Raw genomic sequence first — 17,757 nt, 5'->3', positions numbered from 1 at the left:
CTATTTATTTTAGATAGTGCGTGTGATAATGAGGTTGCGCAAATACTTCATAACGTTGTGATGAATAGAAGGGTAAAATGAAACAGAATATATATGATAACAAAACGTTCTTTAGAAAATATCAAGAAATACGAGCACGAGAGCATAATTATAACAATTTATTGGAACAACCCAATTTTTTGGCATTACTACCGCCACTTAAAAATAAAATCGTATTAGATATCGGATGTGGTGTAGGAGATTTTGCAGCTTATTGTCTTGAGCTCGGTGCAAAATACGTTACAGGAATTGATATTTCTTCCAACATGATTGCGCATGCAAAAAAGCATCATGTTCATGACAATCTATTTTTTGAACAGGTTGCATTTGAAGAGATGACAGTGCCTGCGGAAACCATTGATTTTATAGGAAGTTCTTTAGCTTTTCACTATATTGCAGACTTTCAGTTACTTATAAAAAAGATTAGTACCACGTTATGTGAAGGTGGAGTGTTGTTATTTTCAATAGAGCATCCGATTGTAAGTGCTAATATGGAAAAAGACAATTGGATAACCACTGCAGAAGGAAACTTACTCTATTTTGCAATAGATAATTATCAATTGGAAGGCTTACGTACGCAAAATTGGTTAGTTGACAATGTTGTGAAATATCACCGTACACTATCAACTATTGTAAATACACTTATTGAACATGGCTTACAAATCGAAAAAATGGTGGAGCCAATACCAACTAAAGATGCAGTAAGTAATTTACAAAATTTAAACAGAGAATTTCGGCGACCTTCGTTTTTAATTATAAGAGCCAAAAAAACAAATACTCACCAAAATGTAAGTAACTAAAAAATAAAGGATAGATTATCACCTTCTGTACAAACTAATGTCAGGAGGTGATTTTTAATGAACAATCAAAATAAAACTGATGTTAATCAAGTAAAGCAGCAAATTCAACAAGCAGAAGCGAACAAATTACAAGCTTCTGGTTCAGCGAATGCAATGGATGTAGAATTTGGAAATGAAATGGACATAAATCAAATTAAACAACAAATCCAACAAGCAGAAGCAAATAAAAAATTTGCTTCTGGTCGTTTTGCAAACGAAAACAATTCAAAATAATCATCATCTCTTGCCGGCAATCTTTTTTTGCCGGTTTTCCTATTCCCGAACTTGTTATTACTCGGCTACCACCGCTTCTTGCATTAATTCCAGCAATTTTTTCTACCGAAGTCTATTACGAGTAGGCTACAATTTTCTGTCTTTTCTACATACCTAAATGAGGCAATTCTTTTAAATGTTCGTATTTTAGTGCACACCCCATCTGTCCAGCCGCTGAACAAAGCGCATTTTTTAGTTTGAAAGACGAACTTTAATAAATGTTTGTATAAAAATAGTTCGATATTTATTTTTTAGAAAGCTCAAAGTTGCTCCTCTGTAAGAAATACATGCACAATAAAAAGAGAGTCCCCCCTTGGAACAAATTAAGTAAATTGACTACTTATTTTAAATGGAGAAATCTCTCTTCATTAAAGTTAACCGTAATCAAATACCTTCCATACTTTCTTCTATAGCCATTTCTTCAACAGTTAAGTGCTTTTTCTTTTTCATACCATTTGCTATTAAGATACAAAACATACTTAGTATAAATAAACCTAAAAATATGAACCATGCTACTTTGTAACTTTGTGTAAGATCATAGATAAGACCGGAAACGATAACACCAAGTGAACTCGTTGCTACGAAGAATATTTGGACAACACCGAAAATAGCTCCAAACTCTTTTTTGCCGAATAAATCATCTGTCATAAATGGAGGACCAATTGTCGCAATAACAATACTGAAACCGTAAGCGATAGCAAATACGAACGCAAAACTCTTCGCGTTTGCCAGCAGCAGTGACACCATCGCGATCGTCATACAACTGCCTACAAAAAGAATGCCTCCGGTTGTTCTAAACTTATCAAAAATAGCACCAAGAATAAGCTTGCCAACGGTATTGGATAAAGATAAAAGCCCGAAAATTGTTCCTGCAAATAGCGCTGGATGGCCAATATCTATTAAATAAGCGGGTATATGCATTTGTACGCCACCTGCAACAAGTGCAAAGCAGATAACGCCGAAAATAAATAACCAAAATATGCCCGATCTCTTTGCCTGTGCTAACGTGACACCGGATTGTTCCGTATTTGCCTGTGCGATTTCGACACGATTGGCCCCAAGCGCAATCGTCCCTTTTTCAGCAGGACCTTTCTTTGTGAAAAATAAGATTAATGGCAGTGAGATTACTATAATTAGCAACCCAGCAATAATATAAGTTGTTCTCCAGCCATAATTTGAAATGAGCATAGTTAAAATCGGGCTAAGTGCAGCTGTTCCAATGCCTGAACCTGCAAATGCTAATCCCATAGCTAGCCCTTTTTTCTCATAAAACCAATTCGTTAGCATGATGGAAATAGGAATATTCGAAAATCCAGCAACACATATCCCGATACAAAAGGCAATGACGGCAAAATAAACGGCCGATTGTGCGAGAGAATATAACATAAAGCCGCACCCTGCAAGAATTACGCAGACAGACATGATTAACTTCATATTGCCATTTGCAAGTAGCTTGCCCATAAAGGGAGAAGCGATGGCGACACCTAGACCTCCTACTGATAGAACAATCGAAAACGTTGTCCTCGTTAAGCCTAATTCTGTTGTTACCGGCACAAGAAATAAACTGTGAAGAGAATTGACAATCGAAAATGCCGAAAACATAATCAAGAAGCTCGTTAAAACAATATACCAGCCATAAAATAGCCCATTATTCCGTTGTGGCATACTCGTCCCCATTTCATTTTTCTTGTTCTACAGATTATATTTTCTTGTCTATTTTTGTGTTGGCTTCCTACTAGCCAATTTGGATATAGCACGTTTTTTCACGTGTAAATTCGCGTACAGAGTCTGTCCCAAAACCGCTCGCTTTTTGACCGCCAAATGGTAATTCTGTGCCAACGATTCGATACGTATTGACCCAAACATTGCCTGATTCGATTGCGCGAATCATGCGATGTGCACGATTTAAATCGGATGTCCAAATACCAGCTCCTAATCCGTATTCTGTATCATTTGCAATCGCCAGTGCTTCTTCTTCCGTATCAAATGGGATTACCACGGCAACGGGTCCGAAAATTTCTTCTTGGCATACTTGTAAATTATTACCTTCTACTTTGATTAAGGTCGGTTCAATCCAATAGCCTTCAGCCAATGTATCTTGACCTGGTAATAAGTTAGCACCGCCGAAGCGTCCACCAATCAGGATTTCTCCGCCTTCTTGTTGCCCAAGCTCAATATACGAACAAACTTTTTTATATTGCATCTCATTGGCAACGGGTCCCATAGGTGTTTGGATGTTTAAAGTATCGCCCAACTGAATATGCGTAGCAATTTCCTCTTTCATCAAAGCAATCATTTGATTTAAAACAGAACGTTGAATTAAAATACGAGAACCGCCAACGCACAGTTGCCCTGCATTACCAGTAAAAATCCCATTGACCGTGACACCATTGGCAGCTTTCGCTAAATCTGCATCCTCGAAAACAATATTAGGTGACTTCCCACCCAATTCTAATACCATCGACTTAGGGTTTTGTGCAGTGGACTGCGCAATTGCCTGCGCCGTTCTTCCTGATCCTGTTAAACTCACTTTGTTCACGTTTGGATGTTTTACAAGCGCATCGCCTACTTCCGCACCTGTACCCGAAATAACATTTAAGACGCCTGGTGGTAAGATACTTTGAAGAATTTCACCGTAGCGAAGCGGGGCTGCTGCTGCCAACTCTGATGGTTTAATAATAACCGTGTTTCCACCTGCAAGGGCAGCCGCTGCTTTCACTGTAAATGTCCATAAAGCTGAATTCCAAGGAATAATGCCCACGACAACGCCAAAAGGTTCCCGTGTTGTAAACCCTATTGTATTCGGCCCAAGTTGCACGGTTTCACCTTTACTCCCTACATGGATAGCAGCCGCGGCCGCATCATACCACATATTTGCAAGTACCGGAATAAGTCCGTACTTCGTTTCCCGTATTACCCAGCCATTATCTATTGTTTCTAGTTCAGCCAATTCATCTCCATATTGGGCTATGGCATCACCAATACGTCGTAAATAACCCGCTCTTTCACTAGCAGGAAGAGCTGACCAATCGGGCAGAGCTGTTCGTGCGGCATGCACTGTCGCGTCTACATCTTCAACCGTGCTACAAGGAATGGTTGCCCAAACCTTGCCTGTTGCTGGATTATAGCTATCCATTTTATGACCTGAAGATGATGGAATGACTTTCCCATTAATGACATTTTGATAGTCTTTCAAAGTATGCATTGTTTTCAATGTTTTTCCCACCCTTTCAAATACAAGATGACTTACTTTCTATTAGGAAAACGATGCCGTTGCCAACGGTTAAGACGCAAGAAAATCGGTTAGATGCTACCAACCTAATGCCACTGCTGTCTGCTCATAATATTGCTGTGTAGTGCCAAGATAATTTTCATAGAAACGCGCTCTTTTCACATAAAGATGACAATCAATTTCTTCTGTAAAGCCGATGCCACCATGAATTTGAATGCTTTGAGATGCAACTTTTATAAATGCTTCCGTTGCAAATAAGCGAGCACTTGAAACCGCTTCAACTTTATCTTCCGCATCACTTTCAATCGCCCAGTTTGCATAATAAGCTAATGAACGAGCTGTTTCTAAATCCATTTTCATATCGACTAAACGATGTTTAATCGCTTGAAATCTGCCGATTGGTTGATTAAACTGCTCACGAATCGTGGCATATTCAACTGCCGTTTCTACAATTTTTTCTACACTGCCAACAATTGAAGAGCAAAGCGCTGCATTAAACGATAATAAAGCTTCTTGCAACGCGTCCCACCCTTGATGAACAATGCCCACAATTTGCTGACTTGATACTTGCACATTATGAAACGTCACTTCTGCAAGCAAACGTGTTTCATCCATATTTTTTTGACCTTGCACTTGCATAGACGCTGCATCACAATCAACGATTACAAGTGATATTCCTTGCTTGTCTTGCCCTTCTGCCGTTCGCACGACAACAAGTAAGCTATTTGCTAGCTCTACATCAGGCACTAACGCTTTCACCCCATTCAACGTAAGAACGTCTCCTTCTAATGTGCCATGTACTTGCACATTAGAAGGCTTGTAGTTACCGCCAGGCTCCAACCATGCCACCGTAAATGTATGGTTGCCACTCGCGATCGCTGATAAATATTTCGCTTTTTGCTGCGCTGTACCGAATTGCTCCAATAATGGTACAACTAAAGCGTTCGTTTCTAAAAATAACCCTGGTAGCAATGCGCGACCCATCTCTTCTAGAATAGGCACTAAATCTAACTGACCTAGCCCCATACCGCCATGCGCTTCAGATACATTGACACTCGAACAGCCAAGCTCAGCTAAGCCAGCATACAGCTTCTGAAATGAGCTAGTGTTGCCTTCTGTAAACTCACGTGCCACTTTTGTTTGACCGACATCATCTAAATATTTGCGTACATAACTTCGAAACATTTCTTGTTCTTGATTTAACGAAAAATCCATATCAGCCACCCCCGCTATTTTATCGACCCATATCCTTTGGTAAACCTAGTATTCTCTCAGCAATGGTATTCTTTTGTATTTCACTTGTGCCCCCACCAATCGTCTGACCAAAAGAGTATAAATAATTGTCCTGCCAATAGGAGCGATCAATCAATGCATGTTCTTTCCATAAGATGCCATGGTGACCTTGCATCGAAATGGCTTGAGTAAACAGTTCTTTCGTCAATTCACTTACAAGCAGCTTATCCATCGAGCTTTCTGCACCAGGATGACCATTTTTTAATTGCTTCGTTAAATTACGATAATAATTTAACAGTGAACCCCGAGAACGAGTATACAGATCCACCATTGTTTTTCGAATAAATGGATTTTTGATCAGTGGTTCATTATCATCACTTACGTCCTTCGCTAATGTAACTAAATCATGAAATTGTTGTTCTAACGTAAATACTTGACCACCAATTCCCGTTCTTTCATGCATCAAGAGTGCAATGATAACGTTCCAGCCTTCATCTACTTGACCGATAATTTCGGCATCGTAAGCGACAGCATCATTTAAATACACTTCATTAAAATCTTTTTGACCATCCATTGAAACAATTGGTCGCGTTTCCACTCCTGGCTGATGCATATCTAACAAAAACACCGTAATGCCTTTATGTTTTTTCTCCAATCGGCTCGTTCTTGTAATTAAAAAGCAACGATCTGCCACATGACCGAAACTCGTCCATACCTTTTGTCCATTAATAATCCAACGATCCCCATCTTTTACTGCAGTCGTTTGAATAGCGGCTACATCTGAACCTGCATTTGGCTCTGAATAACCTTGGCACCAAACTTCTTCCCCCGTAATAATCTTTTCAATGTATTTATCTTTTTGTGCTTGTGAACCGATTTGCATTAAAGTCGGTGCAACCATATGGAGTCCCACATAATTAATTAACGGTGGCGCTTTCACCCGTACCATTTCTTGTTGATAAATAATTTCTTCCATCAACGTTGCATTGCGGCCACCGTATTGTTTAGGCCATGCAATCGCTGCCCAACCACCTGCATATAGTTTCTTTTGCCAATCTCGTAAAAATAACTCGTATGCTTTCGATTCTTTATCAAGTTGCACGTCTCCTTGCAACCATCCATCAGGTAAGTTCGCTTCCAACCACGTTCTTAACTCTTGGCGAAATTGTTCTTCCTTTTCCGTAAATGAAAAATCCATCGAATCATCCCTTTCTATGAATATTTAAGATTTACTTAAGCCTGTATCCATTGAGGAAGCGCACGATCTTCCGTAATATCTTGCCATATCATTTTCACAGGCATGCCGATTTTTATTTCCTCTGGTGGACAGTCCAGCATATTGCCGATAATCTTTACCTCTTGTAAATGGTCTAACTGTACGACCACAATAATCGTCGGCAACTCGTCTTGAAAGCCCGGTAAGAAAGGTCTATAGGACACCACATAGGAATAAATAGTTCCTGTAATATGACAACCTTGACTTTCCCAGTTCAGTTCTGTGGACCCGCATTTTGCACAAGCCGGACCTGGCGGGTGGTTATAGGCATGGCATGTTTGACATTTTTGTAGCATTAACTCATGGCGATCCGCCGCATCCCAATATGGTTGATTATCTTGTGTTTTCAGTGGAATTGGTTTTTGATACATGACTTTCCCTCCTAATTTCTTAAAATCATTGCACCTGCAATATCAGGGCCAGACCAACCCGTACAAATACCGATTTCACAATTTTTCACCTGTCGATCTGTTCCTTGATAGTCATGACGAATTTGACGAACAATTTCCAGCACATTGTTCATACCATGTGTATAGCCTTCTGAAAGCATGCCACCTGCTGTATTCGTTGGTAGCTTTCCTCCCATTTTTAGGTTGCCACTCGCAACGAAATCACCTACTTCGCCACGTGCTGCAAAGCCATATGCTTCTAACTGCCGTAATACAACCCAACTAAAGCAATCATAAATTGAAGCGACCTGAATATCTTGTGGTGTCACCCCCGCTTTTTTATAAAGAGAAGGAGCTACAAAGTCAGATGCCACTTCATCTAAATTCGTCCAATAATGCGCATGTGATACCGTGCGTCTCGCTTCAATGCCCATAATATAGACAGGCTTTGACTTGCAATCCTTTGCTTTTTCAGCGGATGTGACGATAATCGCATTGGCTTCATCTGATTCTAGGCAAAAATCATGCTTAGAGAATGGGTAGCTTAAAGGTGGTGTCTTTAAATACTCTTCCATCGTAAGTGGTTTACCATAGAAAAAGGCTTTCGGATTCCGTTGTGCGTGCTCATAAAAACTGACACAAACATGTCCTAAATGCTCATGTGTCAGTCCAGTTTGTTGCATATGACGCGTTGCAAATAAACCGAACCATTGCCCTGGTCCACCAGCTCCATACGGAATAAAAAAGCTTCCGCCATCCATCGCACCTTGTAGCATATTGACATCCCAGCCACCTCCGCCCATTCGAACGCCAGAACGGCCATTCATTGAACGGTAAATAAGTACGGTATTGACCTGACCTGTTTCGATTAAGCCAATGGCATCCGCAATTAACATCTCTGTACTACTGCCGCCGCCCATAATATCTTTTACATATTTTGGTCGTACTCCTAAATAGGTTGCTAGTTGATGTGATGTACAAGAATCATTTTCCGAGTAGCTCATAAAACCATCAATTTCTCGCGCTTCTAAACCTGCATCTTTTAATGCAGTTCGGGCAGCATCTAATGCTAAATGTAAAGGTGTTGTACCCGAATTTTTTGAACGTTCACTTTCGCCTACCCCCACAATGGCATAGCGATCTTTAATAGTAGCCATATTGCTAACCTCCTTGTTTCCTATAGTTCAATCAGTTGTAATGTCGCTTCACCAAACCCTACAATTTTCCCTGGTGCTTTCTCCGCATACAAATCCAAATCAACGAATTGTTTTGCTTGTTCTTGGTAAATTTTTTTGACGATAGCCAAGCAGGTAATTTCATCACCAGGTCTCGTCATCGCACCAAAACGCATTTTAAAATTCGTAAGCGTAGCAGATGTACCAGCAAGTTCCATAACGTATTGACCTAGAAAGCCCATGACAAGCATTCCATGTGCAATTACGCCAGGCATTCCAATACTTTGAGCAAATGCATCATCCGTATGTAAAGGATTAAAATCCCCTGATGCACCCGCATACTTGACAAGCTGAACTTTCGTAACAGCAGGCTTCACCAGTGGTGCCAGCTTTTGCCCTTGTTGTAATTCTTTCAATTGAAGCATGATTTTTCCCCCTTAGTTATCGAGTGAAAGCTGAACGAAGAGCGTAAATCTTCGTTCAACAGTATCGTTACGCTTTAGCACTGGCTAATGCGCGATAAATGATATTGGTGCGACTAATTACGACAAGCTCCCCGTTTTCATCTTTCATTTCTGTATCCATTACTAAAAACTGCATTGTTCCATTTTTGCCTTCTTTCTCATAGACATTTGTTACCTTCATCTGACAATGCAAACGATCCCCAGAGCGAATTGGACGTTGATAAATAAACTCTTGTTCACCATGTAGCATGCGACTGTAATCCAATGGCAAGTTAATGCCTTGTCCACTGTCAGCACCTATCGCAACTGGAAAGCTCGGCGGGGCAATAATACCACCGTAACTGGTTGATTTAGCAAAGGCTTCATCCACATATAATGGATTTGGATCGCCGATTGCTTGTGCAAACTGTCGAATATGCCTTTTCTCTACTTCAAAAACATAGTGGGGTCCTGTTAAGCCAATTAAACGTTGATCTAGTTCCATCTATTTACCTCCCGACTACTGACTTTTCTATTACATCTTTATTGATGACAATCATCGCGTCTGCCGCCTTTACACCGTCTTCGTAAACAATTAAAGGATTGATGTCTAATTCTTCTATCACCGCTTCATTTTCCGTAACAAGCTGCGATACCTTGAGTAAGACATCAATAATGGCTTCGATATCACTCTGTGCTTTGCCACGTGCTCCTTTTAAAAGCGCTTTCCCTTTTACTTCTTCTATCATTTCAACGGCATCAGCTCTCGTTAGTGGTGCGACCCTAAATGAAATATCTTTAAAGACTTCAACAAAAATACCGCCTAATCCAAACATAACGACAGGACCGAAATTCGGATCTTTTGTCGCGCCAATAATCACCTCTGTTCCTTCTGGTAGCATTTCTTGTACGGCAATACCATTGATTTGCGCATCGGCTTTATAGGTTTTCGCATTGTGATAAATTTCAGTAAACGCTTTCATTACTTCGTTCGCTGATTGCACATTAAGACGAATAGCATCGGCCTCAGTTTTATGAGGGATATCTGCTGAATCGACTTTTAAGACAACAGGATATCCAATAGCATTGGCAAATTGAACCGCTTCCTCTGCTGTAGTAGCCACCGTACGTTTCGTTGTGGGAATGCCATAGATATCGAGTATGTCCGTAGCTTGTGCTTCGCTTAGTGTTGTTCCACGAATATGTGAAATGTCTATCCGTTTGATTGTCGTGTCCTCTTGTTGGTGCGTTTTTTGCTGATGCTTTCGATAACTTTCGCTATATTCCACAAGCTTCGCTAAACCTTTAATTGGATTTAAATCACCTGGTATAACGGGAATGCCATTTTTCTCAAGTGTCTCTTTCCCTTTAGGAACAGACATACCGTCCAATGGGAATGTTGTAATAAAAACGAATTTATCCGAGTTTTTACATAGCTCAATAAACTCCTGAAGGTATGGATTATCCGCCTCCCAGTACAATGGAAATTCCGTTAAAATAATATTATGCACTTCTGGATCAGCAATGAGTGCTCGTAATGGCGCTATATACAGCTCGGGATTGGTTACTGAAGCGGCTGCCGTTAAGTCGATTGGATTGCTGGCACTTCCGAAAGAAGGAATGTGCTTTTTAATCTCTGTCTTCGTCTTTTCACTTAGTGGTATAATGTTTAATCCTAAACCTTCACAGCGATCTGCTTCGTTAATGCCCCGTCCACCAGAACTAGTAATTAACACCGTATTTTTTCCTTGTGGTAGTCGATTGGATAAAAATAATTTTGAAAAAGTAATAATATCTTCATAGTCATCGACTCTGACAATGCCACTTTGTCTAAAAAATGCATCATAAATTAAATCTGAACCAGCTAAAGAGCCTGTATGTGAAGCGGCTGCTCTACTGCCAGCTGTACTTCTGCCCGTTTTCATTAACGCGATTGGCTTTTTGCGATTCAGCGCTTCTTTTGCTAAACGTCGAAGCTTCTTAATATCTTTGGCCCCTTCTAGGTAGCCTGTAATCACTTTTGTTTTAGGATCATGAATCATATATTCCACTACATCCGAAAATTCTGTTTCCATTTCGTTGCCGACACTTGCAAAATAATTAAAGCTTAACCCTTTTTGTGCAGCGGCCATATATGTTAAAACGCCAAATGCTCCACTTTGCGAAACGTAGCCTACTGCTTTTTCTTCATGTAATGGCACTGCCAAAATCGCTGGTGAAAATGTGCCAATCATACCATTCGTTGTGTTCACTAGCCCTACACAGTTCGGGCCAATAATACGAATGCCATGTTCTTTCGCAATGGTCGCTAAATCTTGTTGTAACATGACACCTTCTTCACCAATTTCAGCGAAACCAGATGCGAAAATAATGGCAGCTTTCACCTTCTTTTTGGCACATACTTGGAGATTATCCTGAATTTGCTCTGCCCCTACACAAAATATAGCTAAATCTACTTCATCGGGTACAGCTGTGATCGAAGGGTAGCATGGCAGACCTTCTATTTCGCTAGCTTTTGGATTAATTGGATAAATGTCTCCTTTAAATCCACCATCGATTAGCGCCTTCAATTGAATATAGCCAATTTTATATGGATTGGTAGAGGCGCCTAGTACTGCCACAGACTTTGGATTAAACAAAGGTTCTAACGTTTCATAAGCCTTTAATTCTTTCTTCATTATTTCACCTCGGTTTCGAATAATAGAAAATCACTTGATTATGTTGTCCATTGTATCGAACACGTTTTAAAGACAATGAAAAAAAGAAGCTGTAAAATAATTTAATTATTAGGGAGTGAAAAAAAGAAAAATAAGTAAATAGCGTAGGCAAGACAAGGGCTAAAATATTTTTATTTTCTTTGATGCACACATTAACCACGACTTCTACACACGATGACCTCGACTTAAGGGTAGGATAACGGTAAAAATGGCAATAGGAGCTAACTATAAATGAAGATTAGAAGCGGATATAGGTGGGAATAAAAAAAGCGACCTATATACCGTATTCAAACGATAGATAGGTCGCTTTATGCTAATACAATATTCTTTTAATGAAATTTTTGAAGCCATCGCTTTATGTTGTTTTGAATTTTGACAGAAGGGGTTTTGATGCCTCGCTCGATATTACTTATATATGAAGGTGAAATTTCAAGTTCTTCAGAAACTTGTAAAAGCGATAGATTAAATTGTTTGCGTATGGCTCGCAATTGATTGCCAATAGTAGCCCCCTTGTCTTTATGTTGTACGCTATCTTGGATATAACTTATAGAATGTGTTGTATTTTTTGTCTTTTCAATGGACCGGTATTGTTCTTTTATAAGTTCAGGTGGTTCAACAAGAATCGTAGCATCTAACCATAAGCGAACCCATCCCTTATGATTGGCGATGGATTCATCCCATTTATGATAATGCCATGCAGCAAGAACGCCATCTTCGAGTAATTGGTCTAGCGCTTTTTCTAAGCGATCTCTCGTGCGAGAAGGTGTACGTTCATTGATATTTTCTCCAATTGCTTCTAGCAACGTTCGGATTTTATTTGGCTGTAAGAAATCGCCCTTTCTTGCTTGCGTTCGCCAACGCCAACTTAAATAGCGTGCCAATCTTTTTTCCCATTTTTGACTATAGGGGTTATAATGCAACGTTTGAATCGGTAACAAGGCAATTTGTCTTCCAGAGCCATAAAGATACTTTGTAAAAATTTTATCGACTGTGACCGTAAATGTTTTTTGATTGTCTATATGAGCAATATTATATTCATTTCGGTTTTCATCGACAAAAAGAAATGTTCGTCCTTGTAGTTGTGTTTGAACAGGCTTGCCTTTTTCATAAATCGTTGCTTTATTTAATTCGAGCCATAAGCTCTGAATTTTTGTAAGCGATTGCAAAACTTTGTCTTTTTGTTGTTGCTCATACCCACCTCTTCGCCCTTCGCCTCCTAATTTCGGCTTTAAACCACGAATCCTCAATAAATCATTAAAGTGGATTTCAATAATATCTTCAACATACCTTGCTTTAGATAGAAAGATACTACATAAGGCATCAAACATATCAACGTCTAAATCCGTTAAGCTTTGTGCTAGATTTTGGGCTTGTTCAATCATTGTATGTGTGTCGATAGGGCCGTCATTATATTGAAACGGGCGTAATTGGATTAAGCCTTCTACATGTCCTTTGACTAATGGTGTAGTCGGCCAAGGTGTAGTGTAGATGGATTGAAAACTATTTTTATATAATGCTTCTCGGACATACTGATACGGTGCATTATTCATGACATGGAGGTGCTGTTCTACCCCTAATGAAAAAATTAAATTTTTACTATGTGGTAATGTATCCTCGTTACTCGAGTTTGCGATTTGAAGCATGGAAGCAATTTCTTGAGCGTTTAAATCCGTGAGCTTCATTAATGCAATAATAGTATGAAACCATTGCGCCATATAATGATTGACGATATTTGTATATTTTGAAATAAACGATGCATTAGATGCTAGATTTTTCGTTATTTGCTGATAGAATAAGTTATTTAATTCCTGACTGCTCAACTGATGCACCTTTTCAGAGCCTAACGTACTTTCTAGTTCTTCCAGTACCCACTCTGTTAAGTAGACTTGAAACCATGAGCAAAACTCTTCCCACGCATTATCTTCACCTAGAAATGTGTTCGCCTTAATCATTTGCTCCATTCGATGAATATATCTCTCGTAATGAAGTCCGTTATTATGCATCGACGTCCGCTTCTGCGTTTCATTTAGCTGGTCCTCATATTTTTGCAGTAAAAACGAAACGATGTTTTTGGCAATTTCAGTGATAACACGATTTCTAGAAGAAATTCGTAAGTTCATAAATAGCTGTTCACTCTCTTTATAGGTACGATCCCAAATAACAAACGAGTTGGACATCACATTTTTTGTCAACGTAATCTCTTTCGTCGCTTGATCATTACTCGCTATTTTTTGTTGTTCGTAGATACAAAGTACATAATAGTTATCAATTTTATTGACCAACTTTCGATTCATTGTAGTCCGATTAATCTCATTTCGTAGCATTTCCAATTGGTTAAAGGCAACATTGTCGTAATCATTTTTATTTATCATGAATACCTCCTTGAAAAAATGCGAACCCAGATGACTTATAACTTGTACTATATGTGTATAATGGTCATTTTAACACCTATTAACAGAATATTCTATATTTATATTTTAGATAGTGTTACAGTAACTATGTATCTATTAAAAACGAAAAGACCTCTTTGAAAATAAAGAGGTCTTCTGGTGTAGGCAAAATGGCTCGAAAAATCCGATGCTCTTTCGAGTTGATAGGAGCGGAGGGTTGCGGCTAATGATATGTCCGCAAAAGCGCCCACTTAAATACTTTTTACATCTGTTATCCAACTAAAATACAAATTTACGTGATTAAACTGTATTGGACCAACAATCGTATTTTGCTTCGGGGATATATGAAACAGCTCAACAAATGCTACGAAATCTTCAAACCATGCGGCAGTCTTGCTAAAAGAATGGACTAGTATTAGGGCATTATGAGCATTTACTCGGTTTGCTTCTATTAAAGCGGATGCTGCTCGATGTAATAACTGATACCTTATCTTTTTTACCGACGCTTCTTCTAAAGCAAATAATTGGAGTAGATAAGCTAATCTTTTCCTTTTTCCTTCACTTGGGTTATCTCCTAACCAGCTATCAACAGTTTTTCCAAAAGGTTCTGCTACCTTCCCTTCTATCATCATCGGGATAAGTTCATTATGCGCTTTTGCGAGTATATAAAGGTCCGTTTGTGAACTTGCATTTCCTCCAGGTAAAGCTACCTTGTATTCAGGAAACCCAAATAATACTTCAATATTGTGAAATAAAGTAATGTTACTATTTTTAAATACATTGTCCACGGTGTATGGCAAATTATTCGCATTTTCCCAACTAACAGCTAATTCAAAAGCAGAGCATCCTTTTTTCCATTGCTTTAGAGGATCTGCAAGGTATTCTTTCCACGACAGTATGCCTTTTGACGGTACAAAAAATTTGCCCATTAGCTCACCTCATTATTATTTTTATAATTCATTTCATATTTTGCTATAGCAAAAAGAGTCTTCATTTTTTGATATGAAGGCTCTTTTTTAAGTCACTATTTTTGGGTAAATTTCCAATAATATAATGCAGCTGTTTCTTTATACAGTTTCGCACCGGACTTTTCTAGTACTCTATGGGATGCGATATTGTCTTTTTCCGTATCCGCAATAACACACTTCACATTGGGTTGATTTAACAACCAATTTTTCATTGTTTCAAGTGCTTCTGTCATATAGCCGTTTCCTTGATATTCAGGTAAAGTGTAATACCCAATTATGACTTCTCCATTGTTGTTTGGAAGTCCTTTTACCATAATCCCTCCAACACTACAATTTTGACTATGCGAGACGATGAACCAATTGGTATACCAAATATAATTATCCTTATCACGTAGTAACTTAGAAAGTCGAATTTCCATAGCTTGTTGAAGTTCCATACTTAGAGAACTACTTGATTCAATGAAAGAAAATTGTAGGTCTAACTTCTTTGGATTCTCAATAAGTAGTTTTAGATTATCTGCACTTAGCGGTAGTATTCTTAATCTTGCTGTTTTTAATTCAATCATCATGATTCTCCTATTATCATTTTTGACATCTTTATTAGACAAAAATTTAAAAATAGGTATATATTATTGGCAGCTACTCCCATTTCATTATTGTTTAGATTTAATGCAAGCAATCTTCGCTGATAACAGCTTGCTGTTTGCACGCCTATCGTTCTTTTAGCAAGAGCAAAGGCGAATTGATTAAGTGTTTAAGCAATTTTCCTGAATGCAACTTGTTAGAACCAAATTATACCATGAATTTCTTGTAGCCACAATTCATAAAATAATATTATTATGTAAACTATATTTAAGAAAATAAATCTAGCCCCATTTAGGAGTTAGATTTACTTGTTGGCGATTGATTTAAGATGGTTGTGGTAAAATCTTTCACTGATAGTGGTTTGCTAAAGTAATAGCCTTGTACGAAATCACAGCCATGCTCTCGCAGTACATTTAATTCAGCCTCTTCTTCGACACCTTCTGCTACTACTTGGAGATTTAAAGCATGAGCCAAGGAAATCATTGCGGAAATCATTGCAATCCCTGTTTTCTCTGGTAAAATATCACGAACAAACGCGCGATCGATTTTTAACACATCTACTGGGAATTTTTTTAAATAATTTAAGGATGAATAGCCTGTTCCGAAATCGTCTAACGCAATAGTAATCCCTAATGCTCTTAACTGTTCAATAGTATTAATTAAATCTTCCGTATAGTCTAGCATACTCATCTCTGTAATTTCGATTTCTAATAAATGCGGATCGATTTTTGTAGCTGCAATGACATCACGTACCATTTCAACAAAACCAGGTGTGCTAATATGAATGGGTGATATATTGACAGCAACGCTTAAATTTGAATGAAATGTTTTGTTCCATGCACATACTTGTGCACAAGCTTTATGTAATACCCAAACACCAATATCATTGATAAGTCCACATTCTTCAGCAAACGGAATAAAACGATCTGGTGGCATTTGTCCTAATTCAGGATCGTACCAACGCAGTAAAGCTTCCATCCCAACAACTCGATCTGTTTTTAAATCAATTTTTGGCTGGTAATGTAGTTCTAGTATATCTTTTTTTAATGCTTGGTGTAGTTTGGTTTCAAGTAGTAACCACTTATCATTTGCCTCATCCATATTATGTCTATAAAGTCGATATTGATTGCCTCGAGTTGATTTTGCAGCATACATCGCTATATCAGCATTTTTTAATAAATCTTCTATTGTATTGGCATGATCCGGAAAAACACTAATACCAATGCTTATACTTGCATAAAATTCGTAAGCGTCTACGATGAAGCTATCATCGAAAACCCCAATTATTTCTTTTGCCATTTCTTCAATTCGTGAAACATCATTTAATATCATAACGAATTCATCACTATTGTGGCGATAGAAAGAGTTAGATGTGTAGTCTACATTACGAATACGATTTGCCATTTCCACAAGGAACATATCACCGATGATGTGGCCAAGTCCATCATTTATGTTTTTAAAACGATTCACATCAATGAAAAATAACGCAAACTTCTCACCTGTACGTCGAGATTGATGGAATTCATTTTCTAAACGTTGTTCTAACTTACGACGGTTTGGTAACCCTGTTAATTCATCATGATAAGCAATATGGGTAATTTTCTTAATATCCTTTTGTGCAGTAATATCTACTCGAATGGCAATATATTGATAAGGTTTGTTATTATCATCGAGGAAAGGAATGATTGTTGTTTTCACCCAGTATAAGCTACCATCTTTGGCGCGATTGCACACCTCACCATTCCACATATCTCCTTTACCAATTGATTTCCACATTTCTCTAAAAAAAGATTTAGGATGGAAACCTGAGTTTAGTAAACGGTGATCTTGTCCAATTAATTCTTCACGCTTATATTTCGAGATTTTACAAAAATGATCATTAACAAATGTTATTTTTCCGGTCCGATCTGTAATAGCAACAATGATCGAACTATTCATTGCTGAAAAAATATCTTGTAATTCTTTCAGGCTGTAGTTAACTTGATTAATACTACCAGGCGTGATATTCATCATTTTTCATTCTCCGTTCATTAAAATAAGAGGGTTTAGTACTTTTTCTTTACATAATAGTGAGGTATAAAGTTGTGGTAGCTGGCCCTTTTTTATGTAATTATATTATAGTCTTAGAAAAGCAGTTAATTCAACCCAAATATAAAATCTACAATTATCTAATTTTATAGATTTCAATAAATTAGACA

At 38.2% G+C, this 17,757-nt stretch carries 15 protein-coding genes; 2 read left to right on the top strand and 13 right to left on the bottom strand.

The features are described from left to right. The first annotated feature begins 77 nt into the window (after positions 1-77). Both LS41612_RS12155 and LS41612_RS12150 read left to right on the top strand, forming a co-directional pair. Positions 78-839, top strand: coding sequence for a class I SAM-dependent methyltransferase (locus LS41612_RS12155; protein ID WP_024361714.1), 762 nt, complete (start codon positions 78-80; stop codon positions 837-839). A 57-nt stretch (positions 840-896) separates the two neighbouring features. Continuing rightward, positions 897-1,112: a gamma-type small acid-soluble spore protein gene (locus LS41612_RS12150; protein WP_024361713.1), complete on the top strand. Its 216-nt coding sequence runs from the start codon at positions 897-899 to the stop codon at positions 1,110-1,112. Positions 1,113-1,535: 423 nt separating this feature from the next. Here LS41612_RS12150 and LS41612_RS12145 read toward each other — a convergent pair whose 3' ends face one another. The 13 genes from LS41612_RS12145 to LS41612_RS12085 all read right to left on the bottom strand — a co-directional run bounded on the left by LS41612_RS12145 (position 1,536) and on the right by LS41612_RS12085 (position 17,572). Continuing rightward, positions 1,536-2,816 carry an MFS transporter gene (locus LS41612_RS12145; RefSeq protein WP_024361712.1) on the bottom strand — a complete coding sequence of 427 codons (1,281 nt, stop codon included), beginning with the start codon at positions 2,814-2,816 and terminating at the stop codon, positions 1,536-1,538. Between the two features lie 70 nt (positions 2,817-2,886). Continuing rightward, positions 2,887-4,356 (bottom strand): aldehyde dehydrogenase family protein, encoded by a 1,470-nt coding sequence (locus LS41612_RS12140; protein WP_029747149.1) that lies wholly within the window; start codon positions 4,354-4,356, stop codon positions 2,887-2,889. A gap of 105 nt (positions 4,357-4,461) precedes the next feature. Continuing rightward, a complete protein-coding gene (locus LS41612_RS12135) occupies positions 4,462-5,598 on the bottom strand; it encodes an acyl-CoA dehydrogenase family protein (protein WP_024361710.1) in 1,137 nt (378 codons plus the stop codon). Between the two features lie 19 nt (positions 5,599-5,617). Then, positions 5,618-6,814: an acyl-CoA dehydrogenase family protein gene (locus LS41612_RS12130; protein ID WP_024361709.1), complete on the bottom strand. Its 1,197-nt coding sequence runs from the start codon at positions 6,812-6,814 to the stop codon at positions 5,618-5,620. A 35-nt stretch (positions 6,815-6,849) separates the two neighbouring features. Continuing rightward, on the bottom strand, positions 6,850-7,263 hold the full coding sequence (locus tag LS41612_RS12125) for a Zn-ribbon domain-containing OB-fold protein (protein WP_024361708.1): 414 nt from the start codon (positions 7,261-7,263) through the stop codon (positions 6,850-6,852). 11 nt (positions 7,264-7,274) lie between these two features. Beyond that, a complete protein-coding gene (locus LS41612_RS12120) occupies positions 7,275-8,438 on the bottom strand; it encodes a thiolase C-terminal domain-containing protein (RefSeq protein ID WP_024361707.1) in 1,164 nt (387 codons plus the stop codon). Between the two features lie 20 nt (positions 8,439-8,458). Continuing rightward, positions 8,459-8,881, bottom strand: coding sequence for a MaoC/PaaZ C-terminal domain-containing protein (locus LS41612_RS12115; protein WP_024361706.1), 423 nt, complete (start codon positions 8,879-8,881; stop codon positions 8,459-8,461). A gap of 67 nt (positions 8,882-8,948) precedes the next feature. After that, positions 8,949-9,404 (bottom strand): MaoC family dehydratase N-terminal domain-containing protein, encoded by a 456-nt coding sequence (locus LS41612_RS12110; RefSeq protein WP_024361705.1) that lies wholly within the window; start codon positions 9,402-9,404, stop codon positions 8,949-8,951. A 4-nt stretch (positions 9,405-9,408) separates the two neighbouring features. After that, positions 9,409-11,577: an acetate--CoA ligase family protein gene (locus tag LS41612_RS12105; RefSeq protein WP_024361704.1), complete on the bottom strand. Its 2,169-nt coding sequence runs from the start codon at positions 11,575-11,577 to the stop codon at positions 9,409-9,411. Between the two features lie 368 nt (positions 11,578-11,945). Then, on the bottom strand, positions 11,946-13,988 hold the full coding sequence (locus LS41612_RS12100; protein ID WP_024361703.1) for a helix-turn-helix domain-containing protein: 2,043 nt from the start codon (positions 13,986-13,988) through the stop codon (positions 11,946-11,948). A 269-nt stretch (positions 13,989-14,257) separates the two neighbouring features. Then, on the bottom strand, positions 14,258-14,935 hold the full coding sequence (locus LS41612_RS12095) for a DUF6946 family protein (RefSeq protein ID WP_024361702.1): 678 nt from the start codon (positions 14,933-14,935) through the stop codon (positions 14,258-14,260). Between the two features lie 95 nt (positions 14,936-15,030). Continuing rightward, complete coding sequence (locus LS41612_RS12090; protein ID WP_231786238.1) at positions 15,031-15,543, bottom strand: GNAT family N-acetyltransferase; 513 nt, start codon at positions 15,541-15,543, stop codon at positions 15,031-15,033. Positions 15,544-15,850: 307 nt separating this feature from the next. Continuing rightward, entirely contained in the window at positions 15,851-17,572 is a 1,722-nt protein-coding gene (locus tag LS41612_RS12085) for a sensor domain-containing protein (RefSeq protein ID WP_024361700.1), read from the bottom strand. Positions 17,573-17,757 lie beyond the last annotated feature (185 nt).

The sequence above is a fragment of the Lysinibacillus sphaericus genome (assembly GCF_002982115.1).
Classification (GTDB): Bacteria; Bacillota; Bacilli; order Bacillales_A; family Planococcaceae; genus Lysinibacillus; species Lysinibacillus sphaericus.
This window is presented reverse-complemented; position numbering and strand designations above follow the sequence as displayed.

Excerpts from the sequence above, each read along its gene's own strand:
- LS41612_RS12155 (WP_024361714.1), top strand. The coding sequence starts at position 78 with ATGAAACAGAATATATATGATAACAAAACGTTCTTTAGAAAATATCAA.
- LS41612_RS12150 (WP_024361713.1), top strand. The coding sequence starts at position 897 with ATGAACAATCAAAATAAAACTGATGTTAATCAAGTAAAGCAGCAAATT.
- LS41612_RS12145 (WP_024361712.1), bottom strand. The coding sequence starts at position 2,816 with ATGCCACAACGGAATAATGGGCTATTTTATGGCTGGTATATTGTTTTA.
- LS41612_RS12140 (WP_029747149.1), bottom strand. The coding sequence starts at position 4,356 with ATGCATACTTTGAAAGACTATCAAAATGTCATTAATGGGAAAGTCATT.
- LS41612_RS12135 (WP_024361710.1), bottom strand. The coding sequence starts at position 5,598 with ATGGATTTTTCGTTAAATCAAGAACAAGAAATGTTTCGAAGTTATGTA.
- LS41612_RS12130 (WP_024361709.1), bottom strand. The coding sequence starts at position 6,814 with ATGGATTTTTCATTTACGGAAAAGGAAGAACAATTTCGCCAAGAGTTA.
- LS41612_RS12125 (WP_024361708.1), bottom strand. The coding sequence starts at position 7,263 with ATGTATCAAAAACCAATTCCACTGAAAACACAAGATAATCAACCATAT.
- LS41612_RS12120 (WP_024361707.1), bottom strand. The coding sequence starts at position 8,438 with ATGGCTACTATTAAAGATCGCTATGCCATTGTGGGGGTAGGCGAAAGT.
- LS41612_RS12115 (WP_024361706.1), bottom strand. The coding sequence starts at position 8,881 with ATGCTTCAATTGAAAGAATTACAACAAGGGCAAAAGCTGGCACCACTG.
- LS41612_RS12110 (WP_024361705.1), bottom strand. The coding sequence starts at position 9,404 with ATGGAACTAGATCAACGTTTAATTGGCTTAACAGGACCCCACTATGTT.
- LS41612_RS12105 (WP_024361704.1), bottom strand. The coding sequence starts at position 11,577 with ATGAAGAAAGAATTAAAGGCTTATGAAACGTTAGAACCTTTGTTTAAT.
- LS41612_RS12100 (WP_024361703.1), bottom strand. The coding sequence starts at position 13,988 with ATGATAAATAAAAATGATTACGACAATGTTGCCTTTAACCAATTGGAA.
- LS41612_RS12095 (WP_024361702.1), bottom strand. The coding sequence starts at position 14,935 with ATGGGCAAATTTTTTGTACCGTCAAAAGGCATACTGTCGTGGAAAGAA.
- LS41612_RS12090 (WP_231786238.1), bottom strand. The coding sequence starts at position 15,543 with ATGATGATTGAATTAAAAACAGCAAGATTAAGAATACTACCGCTAAGT.
- LS41612_RS12085 (WP_024361700.1), bottom strand. The coding sequence starts at position 17,572 with ATGATGAATATCACGCCTGGTAGTATTAATCAAGTTAACTACAGCCTG.